The sequence below is a fragment of the Nocardiopsis sp. NPDC006832 genome (assembly GCF_040635885.1).
GTDB lineage: Bacteria > Actinomycetota > Actinomycetes > Streptosporangiales > Streptosporangiaceae > Nocardiopsis.
This window is the reverse complement of sequence record NZ_JBEYLC010000025.1, coordinates 18,786-39,198: the sequence shown is the minus strand read 5'-3', so window position 1 is coordinate 39,198 and position 20,413 is coordinate 18,786. Positions and strand designations below refer to the sequence as shown.

Sequence of the window (20,413 nt, the reverse complement as noted above, 5' to 3'; positions counted from 1 at the left end):
ATGCCCGAGACCGAAGCGACTCGGGCCGGCAGGAAGGAGCCGTCCGGCGCGCGAACGAGACCGCCGCCGGACGGAAGGCCAGGGACCTGACCGGGGAGAATCCACCCCGATGTCTCATTATCCGGAACGCCCGTCTTCCCGGGCGAGACCGAAGCGGCCCCGGAAGGGGACTACCATCGCAGGGAAACACCCGTAACGATGGGAGTCCACCCATGCCGCCCCTACGTTCACGTACGGTCACCCACGGCAGAAACATGGCCGGCGCACGCGCTCTCATGCGCGCGACCGGTGTGGAGCGCGAGGACTTCGGCAAGCCCATCGTGGCCGTGGCCAACAGTTTCACCGAGTTCGTGCCCGGTCACGTGCATCTGCGCGAGGTCGCCGAGGTCGTCGCCAACGCCATCCGCGAGGCCGGTGGCGTGCCGCGCGAGTTCAACTCCATCGCCGTCGACGACGGCATCGCCATGGGGCACGGCGGGATGCTGTACTCGCTGCCCAGTCGCGAACTCATCGCGGACTCGCTCGAATACATGGTCAACGCGCACTGCGCCGACGCCCTGGTCTGCGTGTCCAACTGCGACAAGATCACCCCCGGCATGCTGCTCGCGGCGATGCGCCTGAACATCCCCACCGTGTTCGTCTCCGGTGGTCCCATGGAGGCCGGCAAGGTCACGGTGGTCGAGGGCACCGCCGTCACCGTCAAGAAGCTCGACCTGATCAACCCGATGATCGCCGCCGCGGACGAGAGCGTCTCCCAGGAAGAACTGGACGAGATGGAGGAGAACGCCTGCCCGACCTGCGGTTCCTGTTCGGGCATGTTCACCGCCAACTCCATGAACTGCCTCACCGAGGTGATGGGCCTGGCCCTGCCCGGCAACGGCACCGTCCTGGCCACTCACACCGCCCGCCGCGCCCTGTACGAGGACGCCGGACGCCTGGTCGTCGAGGCCGCCAAGCGCTACTACGAGGACGACGACGACTCGGTGCTGCCGCTGTCCATCGCCACACCGGCCGCCTTCGGCAACGCCATGGCACTGGACGTGGCCATGGGCGGCTCCACCAACACGATCCTGCACCTGTTGGCCACCGCCACCGAAGCGGGCGTGGACTTCGGGCTGCCCGAGATCGACGAGGTCTCCCGACGCGTCCCGTGCCTGTGCAAGGTCGCGCCCAACACCGAGAAGTACCACATCGAGGACGTGCACCGGGCGGGAGGCATCCCCGCCATCATGGGCTCGCTGGCCCGCGGTGGGCTGCTGGACACCTCCCTGCCGACCGTGCACGGCAAGACCATCGGTGAGTTCATCGCCGAGTGGGACATCACCACCGACACCGCGAGCGACGTGGCCGTGGAGCTCTTCCACGCCGCGCCCGGTGGCCGCCGCACCACCAAGGCCTACTCGCAGAGCACCCGCTGGGAGACCCTGGACACCGACCGGGAGAAGGGCTGCATCCGCTCGGTGGAGCACGCCTACACCAAGGACGGTGGCCTGGCCGTGCTGTTCGGCAACCTCTCCCCCGACGGCGCGATCGTCAAGACCGCCGGCGTGGAGGAGGAACTGTGGACCTTCTCCGGACCCGCCAAGGTGTTCGAGTCCCAGGAGGACGCCGTCGACGGCATCCTCAACAAGCGGATCGAGCCCGGTGACGTGGTCGTCATCCGCTACGAGGGCCCCAGGGGCGGCCCCGGCATGCAGGAAATGCTGTACCCGACGAGCTTCCTCAAGGGGCGCGGCCTGGGCAAGGCGTGCGCGCTCATCACCGACGGGCGCTTCTCCGGCGGAACCTCGGGGTTGTCCATCGGCCACGCCTCCCCCGAGGCGGCGGCCGGCGGCGACATCGCCCTGGTCGAGGACGGCGACACCATCAGCATCGACATCCCCAATCGGGGTCTGGTGCTGGAGGTCCCCGAGGACGAGCTGAACACCCGGCGTGAGCGGCTGCTCAAGGAGCTGGGCCGGTTCCAGCCGCGCGATCGGCGGCGTCCGGTGACGGCGGCGCTGCGCGCCTACGCCGCGATGGCAACGTCCGCTTCCACCGGGGCCGCTCGCGACGTCACCCAGATCGAGAGGTAGGGGACGAGTCGAACATGGAAAGGGGCGGCCCCACCAGGGCCGCCCCTTTCGGCTGTGGACAACGGGTGGCCACGGACGACGCGCCGCCGTGGGCAACGCGTGGTCGTAGGCGACCCGCGTTCGGGAACGGCGTAGGGCTCAGCTGCAGCAACCGCCCCCGCAGCAGCCGCCTCCCCCGGAGGGAGCCGGGGCCGTGGCACGACCGCCCACGGCGACGGTGGACAGGAGACGCACGGTGTCGTCGTGCCCCTGCGGGCAGGCGGCCGGACTGTCGGACTCGGCCATTGGACGGGACAGTTCGAAGGTGTCGCCGCACTCGCGACAGCGGAAGTCGTATCTGGGCATGTCCCCAGAATAGGACGCCGCCCACCGCGTGTGGGGGGACCAGGGACCCGAACCTCCGGGCAAGGGGACGCCCCCGGGGTCGAAGGGGATTCGACTCCCGGGGGCGTCTGAGGGGCCGGGTGTTGGGACGCCCGGTACTCCGACCCTCACAGGCCTCGTCAGGCGGCCAAGTGCGCCATGTACGGCTCCCACTGTGGGTCACCGTGCAGGTCGCCGTTGATCAACCGCCAGTGGGGACCCTTGGGCACCTTGGGGGTGATGTGCAGTTCCCAGCCGATCTCGTCGAGGAACTTGTCCGCCTTGCGGTGGTTGCACGGCTTGCAGGCCGCCACGACGTTCTCCCATACGTGCGCGCCACCGCGGCTGCGCGGGATGACGTGGTCGATCGTCTCGGCCTTCTTTCCGCAGTACCCGCACGTGTGCCGGTCCCGCCGCATCAGTGCGACACGGGTGAGCGGCACCCTGCGGCTGTACGGAACACTGATGTAACGCCGCAGTCTGATCACCGACGGCACGTCGTAGGCCCTCGTCGCCGAATGCAGCACCGCTCCGGTGCCGTCCTCGTGCACGACATCCGCCTTCTCTCGGAGCACGAGCAGAATCGCCCTGCGCAGTGGAAGTGTCGTCAGTGGTTCAAAACTGGCGTTGAGCAGCAGCACGTGGCGTCGGGCGGTGCCTGGACCGCCCTCCTTGCTGCGCCGGCCGCTCATCGCGTCACCTCGGCCGTCGCGAACGACCGCCGTGTCTCTTCCCCGGCCAGCCGATCGGCCAGCCAGGAGACCTCCCTGTGCACCGATCCCAGGATCGGTGTCTTCTTACGCCTTGCCACACGGACCTCCCGGTGGTTCCCGCCGAGTTGCGTCCCGCATTCAGTCTGCTTGGTGGAAGCACTCCAGCGCCACCCCAATTTACGCTGGGCTGCCCAGAAAACGTCTGTTGTCGATTTCTCGAACCCATTGTGCGGCCCGCACGGTGAGTTCCATGGTGACGCCGCGCCGAACACGCAGGGTGAGATATGGGTGGATAGGGTGCAAAGCATGCGCGAACTCCGCTATCCCCCGGCCGAACGGCTGGACATCGAAGAGAACCTGCACGGCCACACGGTCCACGACCCCTACCGGTGGTTGGAGGACGCCGACGCCGCTTCCACCAAGGAGTGGGCCTCGGCGCAGGACACCCTGTACCAACGGATCGGCGTCGACCAAGACGCCCGTGAGGTGTTCGCGGAACGGCTGCGTTCCCTCATGGGAGCCGGCGGCGTCGGTGTACCGCTGTGGCGGGGCGACCGCCGTTTCGGCGTACGCCGCGACCCCGGCCAGGAACACGCGGTGCTGTACGTACGCGATGGCGAGGGTCCCGAACGTACGCTCATCGACCCCGGGGCCATGGATCCCTCCGGGCTGACCACCCTGGACTCCTGGCGGCCCTCTCCCGATGGCCGACTGCTCTCCTACCAGCTCTCCGAGGGCGGTGACGAGGAGTCGCTGCTGCGGATCATGGACGTGGAGACCGGCGAACCCGTCGACGTCCCCATCCCCCGCACCCGGTACAGCCCGGTGGCGTGGCTACCCGACAGCTCGGCGTTCTACTACGTGCGTCGCCTGCCCGAGGAACGGGTCCCCGACGGTGAGGAGGCCTACCACCGTCGCGTCTACCTGCACCGCCTGGGCACTCCGGTGGAGGAGGACCCCATCGTCTTCGGCGAGGGCCGGGACAAGACCGACTACTTCGGTGTCTCCCTCAGCCGGGACGGTCGCTGGCTGACCCTGACCTCGGTGCGGGGCACCTCGTCCGCCACCGAGGCCTGGGTCGCCGACCTGAGCACGAGCCCGCTGGAGAGCCCCCGCCTGCTCACCGTCCAGGAGGGTGTGGACGCCGACCTGAGCCCCCATGTGGGTCGGGACGGACGCCTGTACCTGCTCACCGACCGTGACGCCTCGCGTGGGCGCCTGTGCGTCGTCGATCCCGCCGATCCGTCCTACGAGAACTGGACCACGCTGGTCGCCGAGGACCCCGAGGCCGTCCTGGACGGTTTCGCCCTCCTGGACGGGGACGGGCTCGACTCGCCCGAGCTCCTCGTCACCTGGAGTCGGCACGCGATCAGCGAGATCACCCGGCACGACCCGGCCGACGGCGCCCCCCTGGGTTCGGTGCCCATGCCGGGCCTGGGCAGCCTCGCCGGCCTCACCTCCCGCCCCGAGGGCGGCCACGAGGCGTGGTTCGGCTACACCGACAACACCCACCCTTCGTCGGTGTACCACTACGACGCCCGCACCGGCGCGGTGGAACTGTGGGAGCGCGCACCCGGCGACATCGACGTGCCGCAGGTGCGCACCGAACAGGTCGCGTTCACGTCCAAGGACGGCACCACGGTGCGAATGTTGGTGGTGTCCCCGCCCGAGGCGGCGGACGGGCCTCGGCCGACCATCCTGTACGGCTACGGCGGCTTCCAGATCTCGCTGACCCCCGCCTACTCCGCGGCGATCCTGTCGTGGGTGCGGGCCGGCGGCGTCTACGCGGTCGCCAACCTGCGCGGTGGGCTGGAGGAGGGCGAGGCCTGGCACCGCGGTGGCATGCTCGCCGCCAAGCAGAACGTGTTCGACGACTGCGCCGCGGCCGCCGAACACCTCATCGACACCGGAGTGACCACCCGCGACCGGCTCGCCGTCATGGGTGGCAGCAACGGCGGGCTGCTGGTGGGTTCGATGGTGACCCAGCGGCCGGACCTGTTCCGCGCGGCCGTGTGTTCGGCGCCCCTGCTGGACATGGTGCGCTACGAGCGCTTCGGCCTGGGACAGCTGTGGAACGTCGAGTACGGCACCGCCGACGACGCCGAACAGCTGGGTTGGTTGTTGGGCTACTCGCCGTACCACAACGTGCGCGAGGGCACCCGATACCCGGCGATCCTGTTCACGGTGTTCGACAACGACACCCGGGTGGACCCACTGCACGCCCGCAAGCTGTGCGCCGCCCTTCAGCACGCCACGTCGGCTCCGATCGGGGAACGCCCGGTGTTGCTTCGCGCCGAGGCTCAGGTCGGGCACAGCTCCCGCTCGGTGAGCCGGAGCGTGGCGCTCAGCGCCGACCAGCTGGCCTTCCTCGCCCACCACCTGGGACTGGAAGTGGGCCGGTAGGTCCGGTCACCGCACGCTTCGGGGCCCGGGGAGAGCAAGGACACAAGTTCACCCGGGCCCCGTGGCCTCCCCCTTTGCGAGAATGGGCGGATGGCTGTCCCCGTGCGCGCCGCGCCGGGCAACGCCCGCGCACGGCCCCCGTCCTCGGGGGCTCCCCAGGGAGAGGACCCCAGAAGTGACCCAGACCCAGGACGAGGTCGCCACCATCGCACCCAAGCGGCACGTGCACCATCAGCAGGTGCGCTACGCCGACCTGGACCCGCAGCAGCACGTCAACAACGTGCGGATGCTGACCTACCTGGAGGACGCCCGGGTCTCGTTCCTCAACTACGGAGGGGTGGCCGGCGGCGAGGGGTTCGGCGCCATGGTGGTGGCACGGCAGGAGGCCGACTACGTCGCCCCGCTGCTGCCCCGTAGCGAGCCGGTGCGCGTGGAACTGTGGGTCACCGAGGTGCGCAACGCCAGCTGCACCCTGGCCTACGAGATCCTGGACGACGAGAAGGTCTACCTGCGCGCCAAGACCGTCCTGGTCGGTTTCGACGTACCGACGCAGAGCGCTCGGCGTCTGAACGACACCGAGCGCGCCCTGCTCGCCGAATACTCCTGAACCGATCGGTCACCGCTTCAAGGAGATGGTGATGGCCTCACCGTCGTCGCCGTCGTCGCGGCGGCTCTCCTTGCGGGCCTGACCGTCGCTACCGATGGTCATCGAGGTGGGTTCGGCCACCGCCGGCGGCGTGGCCTCCTCCGCGACGTTGACCATGCTGTGCGCGGCCATGACCATGTACTCCCACATCTGGCGGTCCAGAGCCTCGGGCAGCTCCAGGGAGTCCATGGCCACACGCATGTGCTTGAGCCAGATGTCCCGCTCGGCGGCGCCGATGCGGAACGGAACGTGGCGCATGCGCAGGCGGGGGTGCCCACGCCTCTCGTTGTAGGTACGGGGTCCGCCCCAGTACTGGATCAAGAACAGCCGGAGGCGCTCCTCGGCGGGGCCGAGGTCCTCCTCCGGGTACATGGGTCGAAGTTCGGGGTCCTCGGCCACTTCCTCGTAGAAACGACGGACCAGACGGACGAAGGTGTCCTCGCCGCCAACGGCCTCGTAGAACGTCATCTGCGCGGGCTCTTCGCCGGCGCCCTGGTGGTCATCACGCGCGGAACTCATCGTCACCAGGGTATGCGACGTTCGCCGACGCCCTCCGGGACCCAAGGACCGGGGGACAACGACACAGGTCACCTCCACACCAGGGCCGAGGTTCCCCGCCCTAGGACGACGAAGGCCCCGCCGACCGGACGGTTCCGGATGGCGAGGCCCTCGTCGTCGACCACCGCGATCAGTCGCGGGTGAGCTTGCGGTGGGTGACCGCGTGCGGGCGCGCGGCCTCCGGACCCAGGCGCTCGATCTTGTTCTTCTCGTAGGACTCGAAGTTGCCCTCGAACCAGAACCAGTTGGCGCCACCCTCCCAGGCGAGGATGTGGGTGGCGACGCGGTCCAGGAACCAGCGGTCGTGGGAGGTGATCACCGCGCAGCCCGGGAAGTCCAGGATGGCGTTCTCCAGCGACCCGAGGGTCTCCACGTCCAGGTCGTTGGTGGGCTCGTCCAGGAGCAGCAGGTTGCCGCCCTGCTTGAGGGTGAGCGCCAGGTTGACCCGGTTGCGCTCACCGCCCGAAAGCACACCGGAGGCCTTCTGCTGGTCGGAGCCCTTGAAACCGAAGGCGGCCACGTAGGCGCGGCTGGGGATCTCGACCTTGCCGACCTGGATGAAGCTCTCCCCGTCGGAGATGCTCTCCCAGACGTTCTTGCTGTCGTCGATCCGACCCCGGTACTGGTCGACGTAGGAGATCTCGACGGTGTCACCGACGGTGATCTTGCCCTCGTCGGGGGTCTCCTCCCCCACGATCATCTTGAACAGGGTGGTCTTACCGACACCGTTGGGGCCGATGATGCCGACGATGCCGTTGGGCGGCAGCGAGAAGCTGAGGTCCTCGATGAGGACACGGTCGTCGAAGCCCTTGGTGAGGTTCTTGACCTCGACCACGGTGTTGCCCAGACGCGGACCCGGAGGGATCTGGATCTCCTCGAAGTCCAGCTTGCGGGTCTTGTCGGCCTCGGCGGCCATCTCCTCGTAGCGGGCCAGACGGGACTTGCTCTTGGTCTGGCGGGCCTTGGCGTTGGAGCGGACCCACTCCAGCTCCTCCTTGAGGCGCCGGGACTTCTTGGCGTCCTTTTGCCCCTCGACCTTCAGGCGGGCCTGCTTGGTCTCCAGGTAGGTGCTGTAGTTGCCCTCGTAGGGGTAGAACTGGCCGCGGTCCAGCTCCAGGATCCAGGTGGCGACGTGGTCCAGGAAGTACCTGTCGTGAGTGATCGCGATGATGGTGCCGGCGTAGTTGGCCAGGTGCTGCTCCAGCCAGTTCACGCTCTCGGCGTCCAGGTGGTTGGTGGGCTCGTCGAGAAGCAGCAGGTCGGGGGCTTCCAGCAGGATCTTGCACAGGGCGACCCTGCGCTTCTCACCACCGGAGAGCTGGGTGACGTCGGCGTCCCCGGGCGGGCAGCGCAGCGCGTCCATCGCCTGTTCGAGCTGGCTGTCCAGGTCCCAGGCGTTGCGGTGGTCGAGCTGCTCCTGGAGCTTGCCCATCTCCTCCAGCAGGGCGTCGGAGTAGTCCGTCGCCATCTGCTCGGCGATCTCGTTGAAGCGGTTCAACATCGCCTTGGTCTCGGCGACGCCGTCCTCGACGTTCTCCAGGACGGTCTTGGTCTCGTCCAGGTGCGGTTCCTGGGCGAGCAGGCCCACGGTGAAGCCGGGCATGAGTCGCGCCTCGCCGTTGGACGGCTGCTCGATGCCGGCCATGATCTTCAGCAGCGTCGACTTACCCGAGCCGTTGGGGCCCACGACGCCGATCTTGGCTCCGGGCAGGAACGAACCCGAAACGTTGTCCAGGACGACCTTGTCGCCGTGCGCCTTGCGCACGTTTTGCATGGTGTAGATGTACTCCGGCATGCCTCCCAGCCTAGGCCGTCGGAGACCGTGCCCCCGCCACTTCCGTCTCTGAGTGCGGAACCCGTGCCCACACCCGACCGGCGCCGGATGTGGGCACGGGGTCAACGTGGTGGTGGGACACGACCCGGACCGGGTTCCGTCCCGTCCCCGGGCCCTGCGTCGAACTCGAACCGGTCCGCGTGCTCGGCCATGTGCCGGGCCCAACGTTGGGCCGACAACCCCCAGCCCAGCGCCCGTTCCATCAACACCGCCATCGCGTATCCGGGCCGCGCCGCCAGGGCGCTCTGGATCGCGGCCCGGGCCAGGGCCATGTCGCCGGCCTGCCAGGCGGCCACGGCCAGCAGGGAGGCCGGGCCGGCCCGGTGCCGGTGTGGGACGTGCCGGGTCACCCGGGACCACAGCCGCCGGTGCAGCGGGGCCTCCTCCGGGGTGATGCGGGCCCACACGGCGTCGCGTACCCGCAGGTCGAGGATGGCCACGCCGAGCATCGCCAAGGTGTCGGGGTCGCGGACCCGCTCGCTCACCTCCCGGCGCACCACCGACCGCACCCGCCGGATCCGACTCCGTGAGGCCTCGCGGCCGCGTTCCGCGCGGAACCGTTCCTCCAGGAGCGCCGCGGACTCGGCGACGGCCGCTCGTTGCTCGCCCGCCACGGGTTCCAGCAGCGCCCGGACCCGGGCCGGGTCCGTCTCCTCCGACCCCGCGTCCTCGGGCTCCACGGCCTCGCGCTCGACCGGTCGCGATGACCCGTCGTGTCGTTCGGCGACCAGGTCCGGAGGTTTCCACAGGGTGGCGCGGGCGCGCGGGTCGAAGGGCGTCCCCTCCGCGGGGCAACAACCCTCGTCCTCGCACAGGTAGGACCAGAACCGGTCCCCCGTCGCCCGGTAGGCGGCCGGGACGGGCAGACCCGCCGCGGCCGCCTCGGTCAGGAACGACCTGACGTGCGGGTCCACGCGTTCGGGCGGGCCGAACCCGGCCAACAGGGCCGCGCCGCCGGACAGTTCCAGCGCCGCCCGGACGGCCACCGCACCGCTGCGCGCGGCGGTCAGGACGTGGTCCAACCGGTCGAGGGTGCCGTGCAGCAACCCGCGTGGGTCACCCCGGTCGACGACCAGGACCAGCACGGAGTCGCGCACCGAACGCCGCGCCATGGTGGGCAGGGCGGCCAGGAAGGCCCGTGGGTCGGCCAGGTGGGCGGGCGGAATCGCGGAGCGGGGTGGGGGCAGGGCCCGCGCACCGGGGCGGGCGTGATCGTGTCGGGAGGATGCGCCGTCGTCGTGTCCATGCTGATCACAGGGCATGTACTCACGTTCGGTCACCGAGGCCCACACGGCAAGCGACGCCCTCCGAGCCTGTGGAAAACTCACACCGGCCCGGAGGTATCAGCAGGTCAGGGGCGGTTCTCGGTACTTCCGCCATCGTAGACGCCGCCCTCGCGCGGCCCGGGTATCCGGTTACTCACCTCGGGCCGCCCGGCGGGCAGGCACACACGGTCGCGGCCGGTCTCCTTGGCCCGGTACAGCGCCAAATCGGCGGCGGTCAGCAATTCCACGAGGTCGTCTCCGTGGTCGCCGACCACCGCCACACCGATCGAGATGGTGATCGAGACGGGAACCTCGTCCACCGCGATCTCCATCCGGCCGACCTGGGAACGTAGTCGCTCCGCCGCCTGCCAGGCCTCGGTGACGTCGGAGCCCGGGAGCAGGACGACGAACTCCTCGCCACCGAACCTGCCCAGCAGGTCCGACTCCCGCAACTGTTGGGAGATCGTGGTGGCCACACCCAACAGGACCTGGTCACCGAACAGGTGTCCGTAGGTGTCGTTGACCCGTTTGAAGTGGTCGATGTCGACGATCAGCACCGCGGCCCGGCCTCGGGACTCCCGCGCGCGGGCGATCTGACTCGCCGCCTCCCGCTCCCAGGTGGGCGCGTTGAGCAGCCCGGTCTTGGGGTCGGTCCGCGCCGCGGTCTGCAACTGCTGGTAGACGAGGCTCCGCTGCAGCAACAGGACCGGCGGGACGGCGATGACCAGGAGGAACAGGGAGAGCTGGGCCAGGATGGCCACGGTGACGCCGACACATAATTCGACGCAGTCCACCAGGAACGCCTCGCGGTCCCACATGCTCGGCGTCCCACCGTCGGGGCTGAGCCGGGCCGCCAGGAACACCAGCGCCGTGTTGAAGAGGGTGAAGACGACGCAGCACAACAGGGCGAGGAAGACTCCGTTGACACTGGCGAGGGTGGCGTGCGCGGTGGTGGATCCCCCGAGCCCCTCGACCGGTCCGCTCTGCGCACCGTGCCAGAGCAGCGAGGCCACGAACCCGGAGACGCCCACCGCGGCCGTGTTGAACATCTGGCGGTGCAACATCGCGCGCCGCTTGCGGCGTTGGAGCAGGAAGACCGGGATGGGGATGAGCAGGGAGTACAGGGGTGGCAGCAGGAGCATGGCGGGGAGCCACCACGCGCCCAGCAGATCGCGGCTCAGTCCCTCGGGCACACCGATCCGACGTATCGCCTCCAGACACACCAGTGCGCACAGGACGAGGGCGACGAAGAGCACGAGGTCGAAGCTCGTGATGGACGTCTGGGCGACGGTCACGCCGATCAGGAACAGTGCGGAGGTCACCAGCAGGACGAGGTACACGACCAGCCCACGGGGCTGTTGGAAGACCGGCCAGGACCGTCGTCGCTGCCCGGGCGGATTCTCCTCGGGGGCCATCGGCTTCTCCGAGATGCTCACCGCTCCGTCCTCCCTTCCCGCCACGCCCTCTGTCGTCCGTACGCGACTACCGACTCTGATGTGCCCACCGCCTCTCACGGTTCTCACTACGACGAACCGGAATCGCCTCCCGTTCCCCCGCGGTGCCGCTCGGTCACCGGGTCCGACGGAGAACCCCCGATTCGAAGACCGGCAAGCACACCCCCTCACTTTACATTACTTTGGGTAATAACTTAATCGCCGATTGTATGTAGCCCGCAGGTTGAGCCTACGGTAGCCGTCACCCTGTGTCTCTGGGGCATTTACAAGCGTCACGATTTGTCCTCTACTGGCCGTGAACCTCCCCCGGACACGCGAACGGGGACGGTGCCCATCGGCATCCGCCCCCGCCCCTACGGCGATTCCTCGAAATCGCCCAGGTCAACCCCTGGGTCGAGCCACCTCGTAGGCGGCACGGAAAGCGCGGTGGCGCGCCAACTCGTCCTCCATCGGGGTCACCACACGCATCCCCGCGATCTCGCGGACCCGTTCCCGGGCGTCACGCTCCACGTCCTCACGGCGCTGGACCGCGGCGACCTCCACGAGGTTGCCGCATCCCACCCCCGTCAGCCAGCCCACCAGCAGGCTCGCCACGGCCACCGCGCCCGCGTAGGCCATCGCGGCCGGATCGTCGAACAACACCAGACCGGTGATGCCACCGCCCGACCAACTGACCAAGGAGGCCAACGTCCACAGCAGACCGACACCGGCCACGGTCAACAGCGCGTACTGCACCGTGCGCGCGGCCTTCCACCAGGAAGGGCTGCGGTCCGGGTCGCCGACCGCGGCGGTCACCGCCTCACCCAGCTCGGCCGGCAGCTCCGAGACCCCGCTCCGGGCGGCGCCGCGCATCCGCCGACGCCACACCGCGGGCATACCCTCCGACACCTCGTCGGCGGACTCGCCCAGGACCGTCTCCAGTTCGGCCTCGTGCGCGTCGACCGGGCCACCCACACCGGGGGTGTCCCGGCGCAGGAACTCCAACCGCACCGCGGCGAGCGGGTCCTTGCGTAGCTTCATCGCGCGGCGGGCCACGGGCCAACCGACCCGGCGTCGCCCGCGACGCACGTCGTTGGTCTCCACCACGTCCGCCACGGCGGACACACCGGCGGCGTCGGCCAGCCCCTGCTGGATCCGTGACCGCACCCGGGCGGACACGGTCCCGTCGGGCTCGGTCCCGCCGTGGAACTCCTCGAACGGTTCGATGACCTGGTCCAGGTCGGCGACCAGGCGATCCACCAGGGCGTGCTTCTCGGTCACCGACTCACTGAGGAACTCACGCAGCTCGTCGATGCCGTGATCGGTGATGGTGGAGGTGGTGATCACCCGCGGGTGCACCCCGGACTCGGTCTCCAGCAGGCGACGCAGGTCGGTGAGGAGCTCCTCCAGCTCCTCCGGCTCGACCTTGTCGACCTGGTTGAGCACCGCGACGGTGACGGCCCCGTGCCCGGCCATGTTGGCCAGGTAACGGTGGTGCACGGCCGCGTCGGCGTACTTCTGCGGGTCCAGCACCCACACCAGCAGGTCCACCGAGCCGATGAGCCGGTCCGCCTCGGCGGTGTGCATGCTGCGCACCGAGTCGTGGTCGGGCAGGTCCAGCAGGACCAGGCCGGTCAGTCCGGATTCACCGCTGTCCAGGACGCTGGTGCGGGAATGACGGTAGCGGGTGGGCACGCCCAGCCAGCTCAGCAGGGCGTCGGCGCCCTCGTGCCCCCACACACAGGCGTGCGCGTTGGAGGTGGTGGGGCGGGTGACGCCGGTCTGCGACAGTTCCAGCCCGCACAAGGCGTTGAACAGGGAGGACTTACCGCTTCCGGTTCCCCCGGCCAGGGCCACGACCGTGTGGTCGCCGGACAGGCGCAGCCTCGCCCCGGCGTGGTCGAGCAACTGTCCGGCCCGGCCCAGCACCTCCTCGGGCAGGTCGTCCTTGCCGATCTCGACCAGGGTGCTCAACGCGTCCAGGCGTTCGATGAGTTCGGCGCGGCTGGTGGTGCTGGTGGGCTGCCACCGGTCGTGGTTGGTGGGTCGGTACTCCTCGTCGTCGGTGGAGGGGTCCTCATCGGCCGCGGAATCCGCCTCCGCCGAAGTGGCGGTGTCGTTCCCGATGGCCCGGAAGGCCCCGGAGACCGCCGAGGGTCCGGGGACCCTGCGTGGCAGCGGAGGGGGAGCGTCGTCCGTGGCGTCCGCGGCGGCCTCGCCGGTCTCGTCGGCCGGTTCGGCGACCTCGACCCGTTCCGGGTGGGAGGCGCTCGTGTCCTCGGAGGGCGCCAGGACGTCACCGCCGCCGGTGTAGGCGGCGCTCGTCCCCTCGTCGACGTCGCCGGGTCCCACCCGAGTGGCGGCGGGGGGCTCGGGCTCGGCGCGCCAGACCCTGGAGCCCACCGTGCGACCCTGCTCGGCGCGGGAAACGTCGCGCTCGGGACCCTCGTCCGAGGCCTCCTCGGTGTCGGAACCGCCCGGGGCGTCCTCGTCGGGGCGCACGACCGGGAAGGACCCGGTGTGACGACCGGCGATGCGGGTGTCGTCGGCGGCCTTGCTGAGGCTGCCGACCCAACCCGCGAGGTTGTCCGGATCGTCCTCGCGCGTCTCCTCGCCCGAGGCACGGCGCCCGGCACCGGGCTGCCCCGCGGCGAGACGGGTGTGCCGGCCGCGCCGCTGCGCTCCCCGGTCCCGCTCCTCGGGCCCTTCCCCGGGCTCGTCCCGGCGCTCGTTCTCGGAGGGGTTCCGTGGCACGCCCGGGTTCTGCAGTCCACCGAGGGCGGCACCCGCTCCGGACGGATCCGGGTAGCCGGTGATGCCGTCGTAGGCGGCGGGTTCCTCCGTGCCGCGGATCCGTTCCCGAGCGTGCTCGGGATGTTCGGGCACCGGCATGGTGTAACCACGCCACGGGCCGCTCTGGTAGGGCTCCGGCGCCTGCTCGTCCGCCCAAGGTTCGGGGGTCGACGAGCTCTCGCGCTCGGTGTCCTCACCTGGGGTGTTCGACTCCCCGGGGCCGCTGTCCCCCGCCTGCGCGGGGTTCCACTGAGTCGTCATCTGGCAATCTCGAGGTTGTACGTGGCCTGATAGAGCTGGACGGCGCTGTCATCGGACGGAATTCCGGCGGAGGACAGGGCGGTGTCGAAGGGGACCCGTTCCCGGGCCAGCAGGCCCAGCACGCGCCGGCGCAGGTTCTCCCGCGCCGACCGGCCGATGCCGCGCAGCGACTGCGCGGCGAAAAGCCCCTTCAACAGACGTTGCGGGGACGTACCCGAGGTGTCGGCGGCGTGGGCCCCGCCCCCGGAGTGTGAACGTTCGTAGCCCAGCAGGTCGATGATCATGACCAGGGCGACGACGTCGTGGTCGAAGGTGACGAAACGGGCGACCGAACGCTTGGTGGCGCCGTCGGCCGTGGTCATCTCCGCGATCTCGCCCCGCCACTCGTCGATCTCCTGGCGGATCTCCTGGGCCAACATCCCGCTTCCGGGCATCTCCAGCGCCTTGGCGGCCAGGTCGCCGCCGCCGGCCACCTGACGCCAGCGCTGTTCGACCTGTTCGGCGGCGCGCTCACTGCTGGAGACGATCAGGGCCTCCAACGAGTCGCGCACCGCGCGTTCCAGGGCCTGGATCCGCTCGCCGCGCTCCACCTGGACCTCGCGGGCCTTGCGGGAGCGCTTCTTCTTGCGTGGACGCATGCTCTTGGCGAGTTCTCCGCCCGCGGCGAGCTCCTGCCAACGGGCCGAGAGCGAACCGCGCAGCAGCGAACCGTCGGCCAGGGAGGTCTCGATGTGCTTCTCGGCCGCCGCGTAGGCGTCGTCGACGGCGGATCCCAGAGTGCGGCCGGTCTCGATCTGCGCCTCGACCTGACGGGCCAGTTCCGGCACCCGGGTACGGAAGCTGTCGATGACACCGATGAAGGTGCGCCGGGAGACCCGGTCACGCTGTTCGGCCTCTCCTGCCACGTTCGCGAGGAAGTCACGGATGTGGTCGGCGACGTTGGAGGTGAAGCGTTCGCCCTCGATCTGGTCGGTCTCGGGGATCGCGAACCGGGAGGCGTTGCTCAGACCGTTGGCCTCCAGCATGGCGCCGAAGTGGTCGAGCAACTGGCGACGGCCCTTGCGCGGCACCCGGGAGAGCACCACGGCCAGGGAGGTGTCCCGGTCCCTGGCGACCTGGAGGAACTCCCAGACCCGCGCGTCGGCGTAGCGTCCGCTGGTGGTGACGAACACCCACAGGTCGGCGGCGTCCAGGAACTTGGCGGCGAACTCGTGGTGGGCCGACACCGCGGAGTCGACGTCGGGAGTGTCCAGCAGCGCCACCCCCGCGGGCATGGCCTCGGTGGCGGCCAGCACCAGCATGCCGTCCTTGCCGGGCATGGCCAGACCCTGCTGACGTACTCGCGGCAGGGTGGGGATGAAGGAGGCCTCGCTGAACCAGTCCACGTCGGCCGGGTTGCAGGCCAGGACGGGGCTGTTGGTGGTGGGGCGACGCACGCCCGTGGTGGTCACCTGCTCGCCGACCAGACTGTTGACCAGCGTGGACTTACCGGCACCGGTGGAACCGGCCACGGCGATGAGCAGGGGGATGTCGGGGCGGCGCACCCGCGGCAGGACGTAGTCGGACAGCTGGGCGAGCACGTCCACCTGAAGGGCCTTGCCATCGTCGGCGCCGGCCAGCCCCTCGGCGAAGCGCAGATCGCGGATCTGCTTGCGCAGCGACTCCAGGACCTGTTCGAAACGGTCGTCCTCGTTGCCGGGCGCCCGATGTTTGGCCGGCCCGGAGGGCACGGGAACGGTGGGACCCCGGCGGCCGTTGTCGGGGGTCTCGTCCCCGTGCACGGCTGAGGGGTCCGCGGTGGGTCGCGCGGAGGTGGCGTCCGGTCCGGTGGTGAACCGGTCCGGGGCATCGGAACCGGAGGTGTCCGGTGCGGCCGACGGCCGGGTCATGATCGGTATGCCCTCCTCATCACTGCTGATGGTCCCCGTCGACGGGCCTGGCGTGTGCCGCCGTCGGAGGTCTCACTCCAGATCGCGCCCGGTCGCCAGACGATCCAGGTCGCTCTGGGTTCCCGTGTGCAGTATGTCAAGTTCCCGCGCTGTTCGGACCACTTCTCCGATGATCACCACCGCGGGGGGCCGCATTCCGGCCGATCGAACCGTGGCTGCGATGTTCGCCAGCGTACCGGTCACGGTTCGCTGCGATGGCAGGGTCGCTTCCTGGACCACGGCGACGGGGGTGTCCCCGGAGCGACCGTTCGAAGTCAGCGCCTCGACGATCGCCTCGATCCGTTCCAGACCCATGAGAGCGACGATCGTACCGTTGGAACGGGCCAGGCCCGCCCAATCGACGGTCGAGCGCGCGTCGCCCGGGGCCACGTGCGCGGAGACGATGTGCACGTCCTGCGTCACTCCGCGGTGGGTGGTGGGGATGCCCGCTCCGGCCGGGGCGGCCAGCGCGCTGGTGACCCCGGGGACCGCGATGACCGGGACGCCTGCGGCGACGCACGCGGCCACCTCCTCCCCACCTCGACCGAACAGGAAGGAGTCCCCGCCCTTGAGCCGGACGACGAACTTCCCCTCCTTGGCCCGTTCGACGAGGACGGAGTTGATCTCGTCCTGGGTCATGGAGCGGCCGTAGGGGATCTTCGCGGCGTCCACGATCTCCACGTCCGAGGGCAGCGCGTCCAACAGGGAGGTGGGGGCGAGCCGATCGACCACCACCACGTCCGCCTGGGACAGGAGCCGGCGGCCGCGGACGGTGATCAGGCCCGGGTCGCCCGGGCCGCCGCCGACGAGGGCGACGCCGCTGAGGCGTTCGCGTCCGCGTCGGGCGTCCAGGGCGCCCTCGGCCAGACCCTCGATGATGGCGTCGCGTACCCCGGCCGAACGTTTGGGATCGCCGGAGGCCACCACGCCCACGGTGATTCCACCGGAGTCACCGCTGGCCGGGGTCCAGGCGGAGGAGGCGTGCCGGTCGTCGGCGCGCACGCACCAGATCCGGGAGTCCTCGGCCTCGGCGGCCACGGCGGCGTTGACCTCGGCGGAGTCGGTGGCCGCGTGCACCAGCCAGTAGGCGGGGGAATCGGGACCGACCACGTCACCGGGTTCGAAGGGGCGGCGCACCCAGGTGAGACGTCCCGCGTCGGCGAGGTCCTCCAGCGCGGCGGACACCTCCGGAGAGACGAGGGTGACCCGGGCGCCGGCCCCGAGGAGGACGGGCACCCGACGTTGGGCGACCCTTCCGCCGCCCACGACCAGCACGTCACGGTCCCGCATGCGCAGGCCAAGGAGATAGGTCACGGATCGTACCCCTCATGGTCGTCCGTACCGGCCCCCGACATCGGCGGCGGGGTGCGCGCGGGACCGATGCCCCGGCACGCCGCCGGAGAATTTCGGCGATTGCTCCAAAATACCTTGTCAAAGCGGTATTACAGCCGTGTAAAGGGGTGAGCACGGAGCGGGGTGACTCCCGCCGCATCGACGCGAGGGGACCCCACCACCTCCTCTGGTGGCGGGGTCCCCTCGTCCCAGGACACGTACCATCACGGCCCGACCGGATCACCGGTCCGTGGAGACCCCCGCGGAATCGAAGGTGGCGACGGTGCGCAGCGCCCGCGCCGAGCCCTGCAGCAGAGGCAGCGCCAGCAGCGCGCCGGACCCCTCGCCCAGTCGCATCTCCAGGTCCACCAGCGGGGTCAGTCCCAGGTGGCGCAGGACCACACCGTGACCGGGCTCGGTGGAACGGTGCCCGGCGAAGCAGGCGCTCAACGACTCCGGGGAGATCGCGGCGGCGGCCAGCGCGGCCGAGCCGGCGATGACCCCGTCCAACAACACCGGGATCCGCAGCGCCGAGGCGCCCAGGATGAATCCGGCCAGCGCGGCGTGCTCCAGGCCGCCCAAGGCCGCCAGGGTTCCGATCGGGTCCTCGGGGTCCACCGGGTTGGCGGCCAGGGCCTTGCGAACGACCTCGACCTTGTGTTCGTAGGTGGCGTCGTCCACACCGGTGCCCCGACCGGTGGCCTCGGCCGGGTCGGTTCCGGTGAAGGCGCACACCAGCGCCGCGGCGGGGGTCGTGTTGCCGATCCCCATGTCCCCGGTGATCAGGCAGCGGTTGCCCGCCGAAACCAGGTCGCGGGCCACCTCGATCCCGCCTTCCAGGGCCTGTAGCGCCTGCTCGCGGCTCATCGCCGGCCCCTGGGTGAAGTCGGCGGTCCCCCGCGCGACCTTGCGGGGCAGCAGACCGGCGGCCGAGGGCAGGTCGCCGACCACGCCCACGTCCACTACGGTCACCTCGGCGCCCACCTGCTCGGCGAAGGCGTTGACCACGGCACCGCCGTCGATGAAGTTCTGCACCATCTGCGCGGTGACCTCCTGCGGCCAGGCGGTCACCCCCTGGGCGTACACACCATGGTCACCGGCGAACACCGCGACGGCGGCCGGTTCGGGGATGGGCGGAGGGCACTCCCCCGCCAACCCGGCGAGCTGCACCGAAACGTCCTCCAGCACGCCGAGGGACCCCAGCGGCTTGGTCATCCTGGCCTGGCGGTCTCTGGCCTCCTCCACGGCGCGGGCGTTCAGCGCTCCGATGGCGGTGATGGTCTCCTCCAGGAGGGTGGTGGGCTCCTGGCCGGGCAGACCGCGGCGACCGTAGCGGTCACGGTGCACCGCCCAAGACAGGGGGCGTCCCTTCACCCAGCCGCTGAGGCCGAGCTCGGGTTCGGTGGGGAACTCGTCGACGTAGCCGACGCACAGGTAGGCGACGACCTCCAGATGGGAGGGCAGGGCGAGCACGTCGGCGACACCGCGCTCGTCGGTGATCCCGACCCAACCTACGCCCAGTCCCTCGGCGCGGGCGGCCAGCCACAGGTTCTCGACGGCGAGCGCGGCCGCGTAGGAGGCGGGCTTGGCGTGGCGTCCGGGCGCCTGCGCGCCCCGGGTCGGGTCGACCGTCACCGCGATGTTGAGCGGGCTGTCCAGGATCGCCTCGACCTTGAGACCGGAGAAGGCGTGGGCGCGAGCGCCGGGACGGTCCCCGGAGTGGGAGTCCCGTTCCTGCTCGGCGAGGTCGCGGACCCGTGCGCGCAGTTCCGTGTCGTCGATGACCAGGAAGTCCCAGGGCTGGGTGTGCCCGATGCTGGGCGCCTGGTGGGCGGCCTCCAGGACGCGGGTGAGCACGTCGGCGGGGATCGGGTCGGGCCGGAAACCCGCTCGGACGTCGCGACGTTCGCGGATGGCACGGTAGACGGCGGCGCGTTCGGCGTCGTCGAAGTCGTGGCCGGTGTGCCGCCAGGCGTCGTCGGCGGGCGTTTCGGGGGCCGGAACGGGCCGGCCGCGGACGTCGCCGGCCGGCTCTCCCACCCGGGGTGGCCCGGTGTGCTGCGGCTCCGGGAAGGAGGCCGCTGCTTCGTGTGCGTGCACGGTGTCGCTCTGCTCCGCTGGTTCGGCGGCCGCGGGGACCTGGTCCACGTGGCCGGGGTTCGTGGCTGTGTCGGGTTCGGTGGAACCCTGCGCGGGGGGTGGTTCCTGTGCGATTCCTTCTCGCGGGGAGTCGGACCCGGGTGCGGGGGGCTCCTGTGGCCGTGCCGCCGGGTGGGGGCCGCCGCGGAAGGGGATGACGTTCGGTCGAGGATCGCGGGCGGTGCCCGGCGCCCGTGTGGACACGGGTTCGGCCTCGGGTTCCGGCGCGGCCTCGGGTTCCGGTTCCGGAGCGGGCTCGGGTTCCGGTGTCACGTTCCTGGGAGGTGCGGGTGGAGCGGCCGGTGCGGGCGGGGTCGCCGGGCGCACCTGCCGACTGGGCGCCGCGGGTTCCCGCAGGGGTCTGCGGAAGGGGTTGCCCGGCACGGACCGCGGCTCCTCCCCTTGCGGGGCCGGTGCGCCGGGGGCGCCCTGGGCGCCCTTGCCGCTCTCCGGCAGCCCGTCGAGCAGACCTCCCAGGCGCGGGCCGAGGCCCGGCGAGGGCTTGCCGCGCCGTGGTTCGGAGGGATCGCCCTCCGTGTGACGGGCTTCCTCGCGGTCATCGTTGGTCATGGTCGCTCCCCGAAGGCAGAGGTCCGTGGGCTGCCCGTTCGGGCCCGGTCCGAGATGGATCCGAACCAGCGTAGTCCGCGGCGTTCGCGCCGCTCAGTGG

13 protein-coding genes are annotated in these 20,413 nt (G+C 70.6%); 3 read left to right on the top strand and 10 right to left on the bottom strand.

Translation table 11 applies throughout. From position 1 onward, the window contains the following. Positions 1–212: 212 nt before the first annotated feature. Entirely contained in the window at positions 213–2,075 is a 1,863-nt protein-coding gene (gene ilvD, locus ABZ717_RS14080; protein WP_358509421.1) for a dihydroxy-acid dehydratase, read from the top strand. A 138-nt stretch (positions 2,076–2,213) separates the two neighbouring features. On the opposite strand, the gene ABZ717_RS14075 is transcribed toward ilvD, so the two are convergent. Together ABZ717_RS14075 and ABZ717_RS14070 are read right to left on the bottom strand one after the other, a co-directional pair. After that, positions 2,214–2,420: a zinc ribbon domain-containing protein gene (locus ABZ717_RS14075; protein ID WP_358509418.1), complete on the bottom strand. Its 207-nt coding sequence runs from the start codon at positions 2,418–2,420 to the stop codon at positions 2,214–2,216. A 158-nt stretch (positions 2,421–2,578) separates the two neighbouring features. Then, positions 2,579–3,079 (bottom strand): HNH endonuclease, encoded by a 501-nt coding sequence (locus tag ABZ717_RS14070; protein WP_304069805.1) that lies wholly within the window; start codon positions 3,077–3,079, stop codon positions 2,579–2,581. A 378-nt stretch (positions 3,080–3,457) separates the two neighbouring features. Here ABZ717_RS14070 and ABZ717_RS14065 point away from each other — a divergent pair, with 378 nt between their 5' ends. Both ABZ717_RS14065 and ABZ717_RS14060 read left to right on the top strand, forming a co-directional pair. Beyond that, complete coding sequence (locus ABZ717_RS14065) at positions 3,458–5,554, top strand: prolyl oligopeptidase family serine peptidase (protein ID WP_358509416.1); 2,097 nt, start codon at positions 3,458–3,460, stop codon at positions 5,552–5,554. Positions 5,555–5,729: 175 nt separating this feature from the next. Next, entirely contained in the window at positions 5,730–6,161 is a 432-nt protein-coding gene (locus ABZ717_RS14060; protein WP_358509413.1) for a thioesterase family protein, read from the top strand. A 9-nt stretch (positions 6,162–6,170) separates the two neighbouring features. Here the strand turns inward: ABZ717_RS14060 and ABZ717_RS14055 are convergent, their stop codons facing one another. The 8 genes from ABZ717_RS14055 to cobT all read right to left on the bottom strand — a co-directional run bounded on the left by ABZ717_RS14055 (position 6,171) and on the right by cobT (position 20,313). Further along, a complete protein-coding gene (locus tag ABZ717_RS14055; RefSeq protein WP_358509410.1) occupies positions 6,171–6,719 on the bottom strand; it encodes a globin in 549 nt (182 codons plus the stop codon). Positions 6,720–6,888: 169 nt separating this feature from the next. After that, positions 6,889–8,553 (bottom strand): energy-dependent translational throttle protein EttA, encoded by a 1,665-nt coding sequence (gene ettA / locus ABZ717_RS14050; RefSeq protein WP_358509407.1) that lies wholly within the window; start codon positions 8,551–8,553, stop codon positions 6,889–6,891. A 101-nt stretch (positions 8,554–8,654) separates the two neighbouring features. Next, positions 8,655–9,854 (bottom strand): DUF4192 domain-containing protein, encoded by a 1,200-nt coding sequence (locus tag ABZ717_RS14045; protein WP_358509404.1) that lies wholly within the window; start codon positions 9,852–9,854, stop codon positions 8,655–8,657. An 89-nt stretch (positions 9,855–9,943) separates the two neighbouring features. Further along, positions 9,944–11,293 carry a GGDEF domain-containing protein gene (locus ABZ717_RS14040; protein ID WP_358509401.1) on the bottom strand — a complete coding sequence of 450 codons (1,350 nt, stop codon included), beginning with the start codon at positions 11,291–11,293 and terminating at the stop codon, positions 9,944–9,946. Between the two features lie 399 nt (positions 11,294–11,692). After that, positions 11,693–14,344 (bottom strand): GTPase, encoded by a 2,652-nt coding sequence (locus ABZ717_RS14035; RefSeq protein WP_358509398.1) that lies wholly within the window; start codon positions 14,342–14,344, stop codon positions 11,693–11,695. After that, the gene (locus ABZ717_RS14030) at positions 14,341–16,233 is read right to left on the bottom strand and encodes a dynamin family protein (protein ID WP_358509395.1); all 1,893 of its coding nucleotides are present in this window, start codon (positions 16,231–16,233) and stop codon (positions 14,341–14,343) included. Before ABZ717_RS14030 ends, ABZ717_RS14035 begins: the two co-directional genes overlap by 4 nt. Positions 16,234–16,305: 72 nt before the next feature. Then, positions 16,306–17,586 carry a uroporphyrinogen-III C-methyltransferase gene (gene cobA / locus ABZ717_RS14025; protein WP_358509392.1) on the bottom strand — a complete coding sequence of 427 codons (1,281 nt, stop codon included), beginning with the start codon at positions 17,584–17,586 and terminating at the stop codon, positions 16,306–16,308. A 258-nt stretch (positions 17,587–17,844) separates the two neighbouring features. Beyond that, the gene (gene cobT, locus ABZ717_RS14020; protein ID WP_358509389.1) at positions 17,845–20,313 is read right to left on the bottom strand and encodes a nicotinate-nucleotide--dimethylbenzimidazole phosphoribosyltransferase; all 2,469 of its coding nucleotides are present in this window, start codon (positions 20,311–20,313) and stop codon (positions 17,845–17,847) included. Positions 20,314–20,413 lie beyond the last annotated feature (100 nt).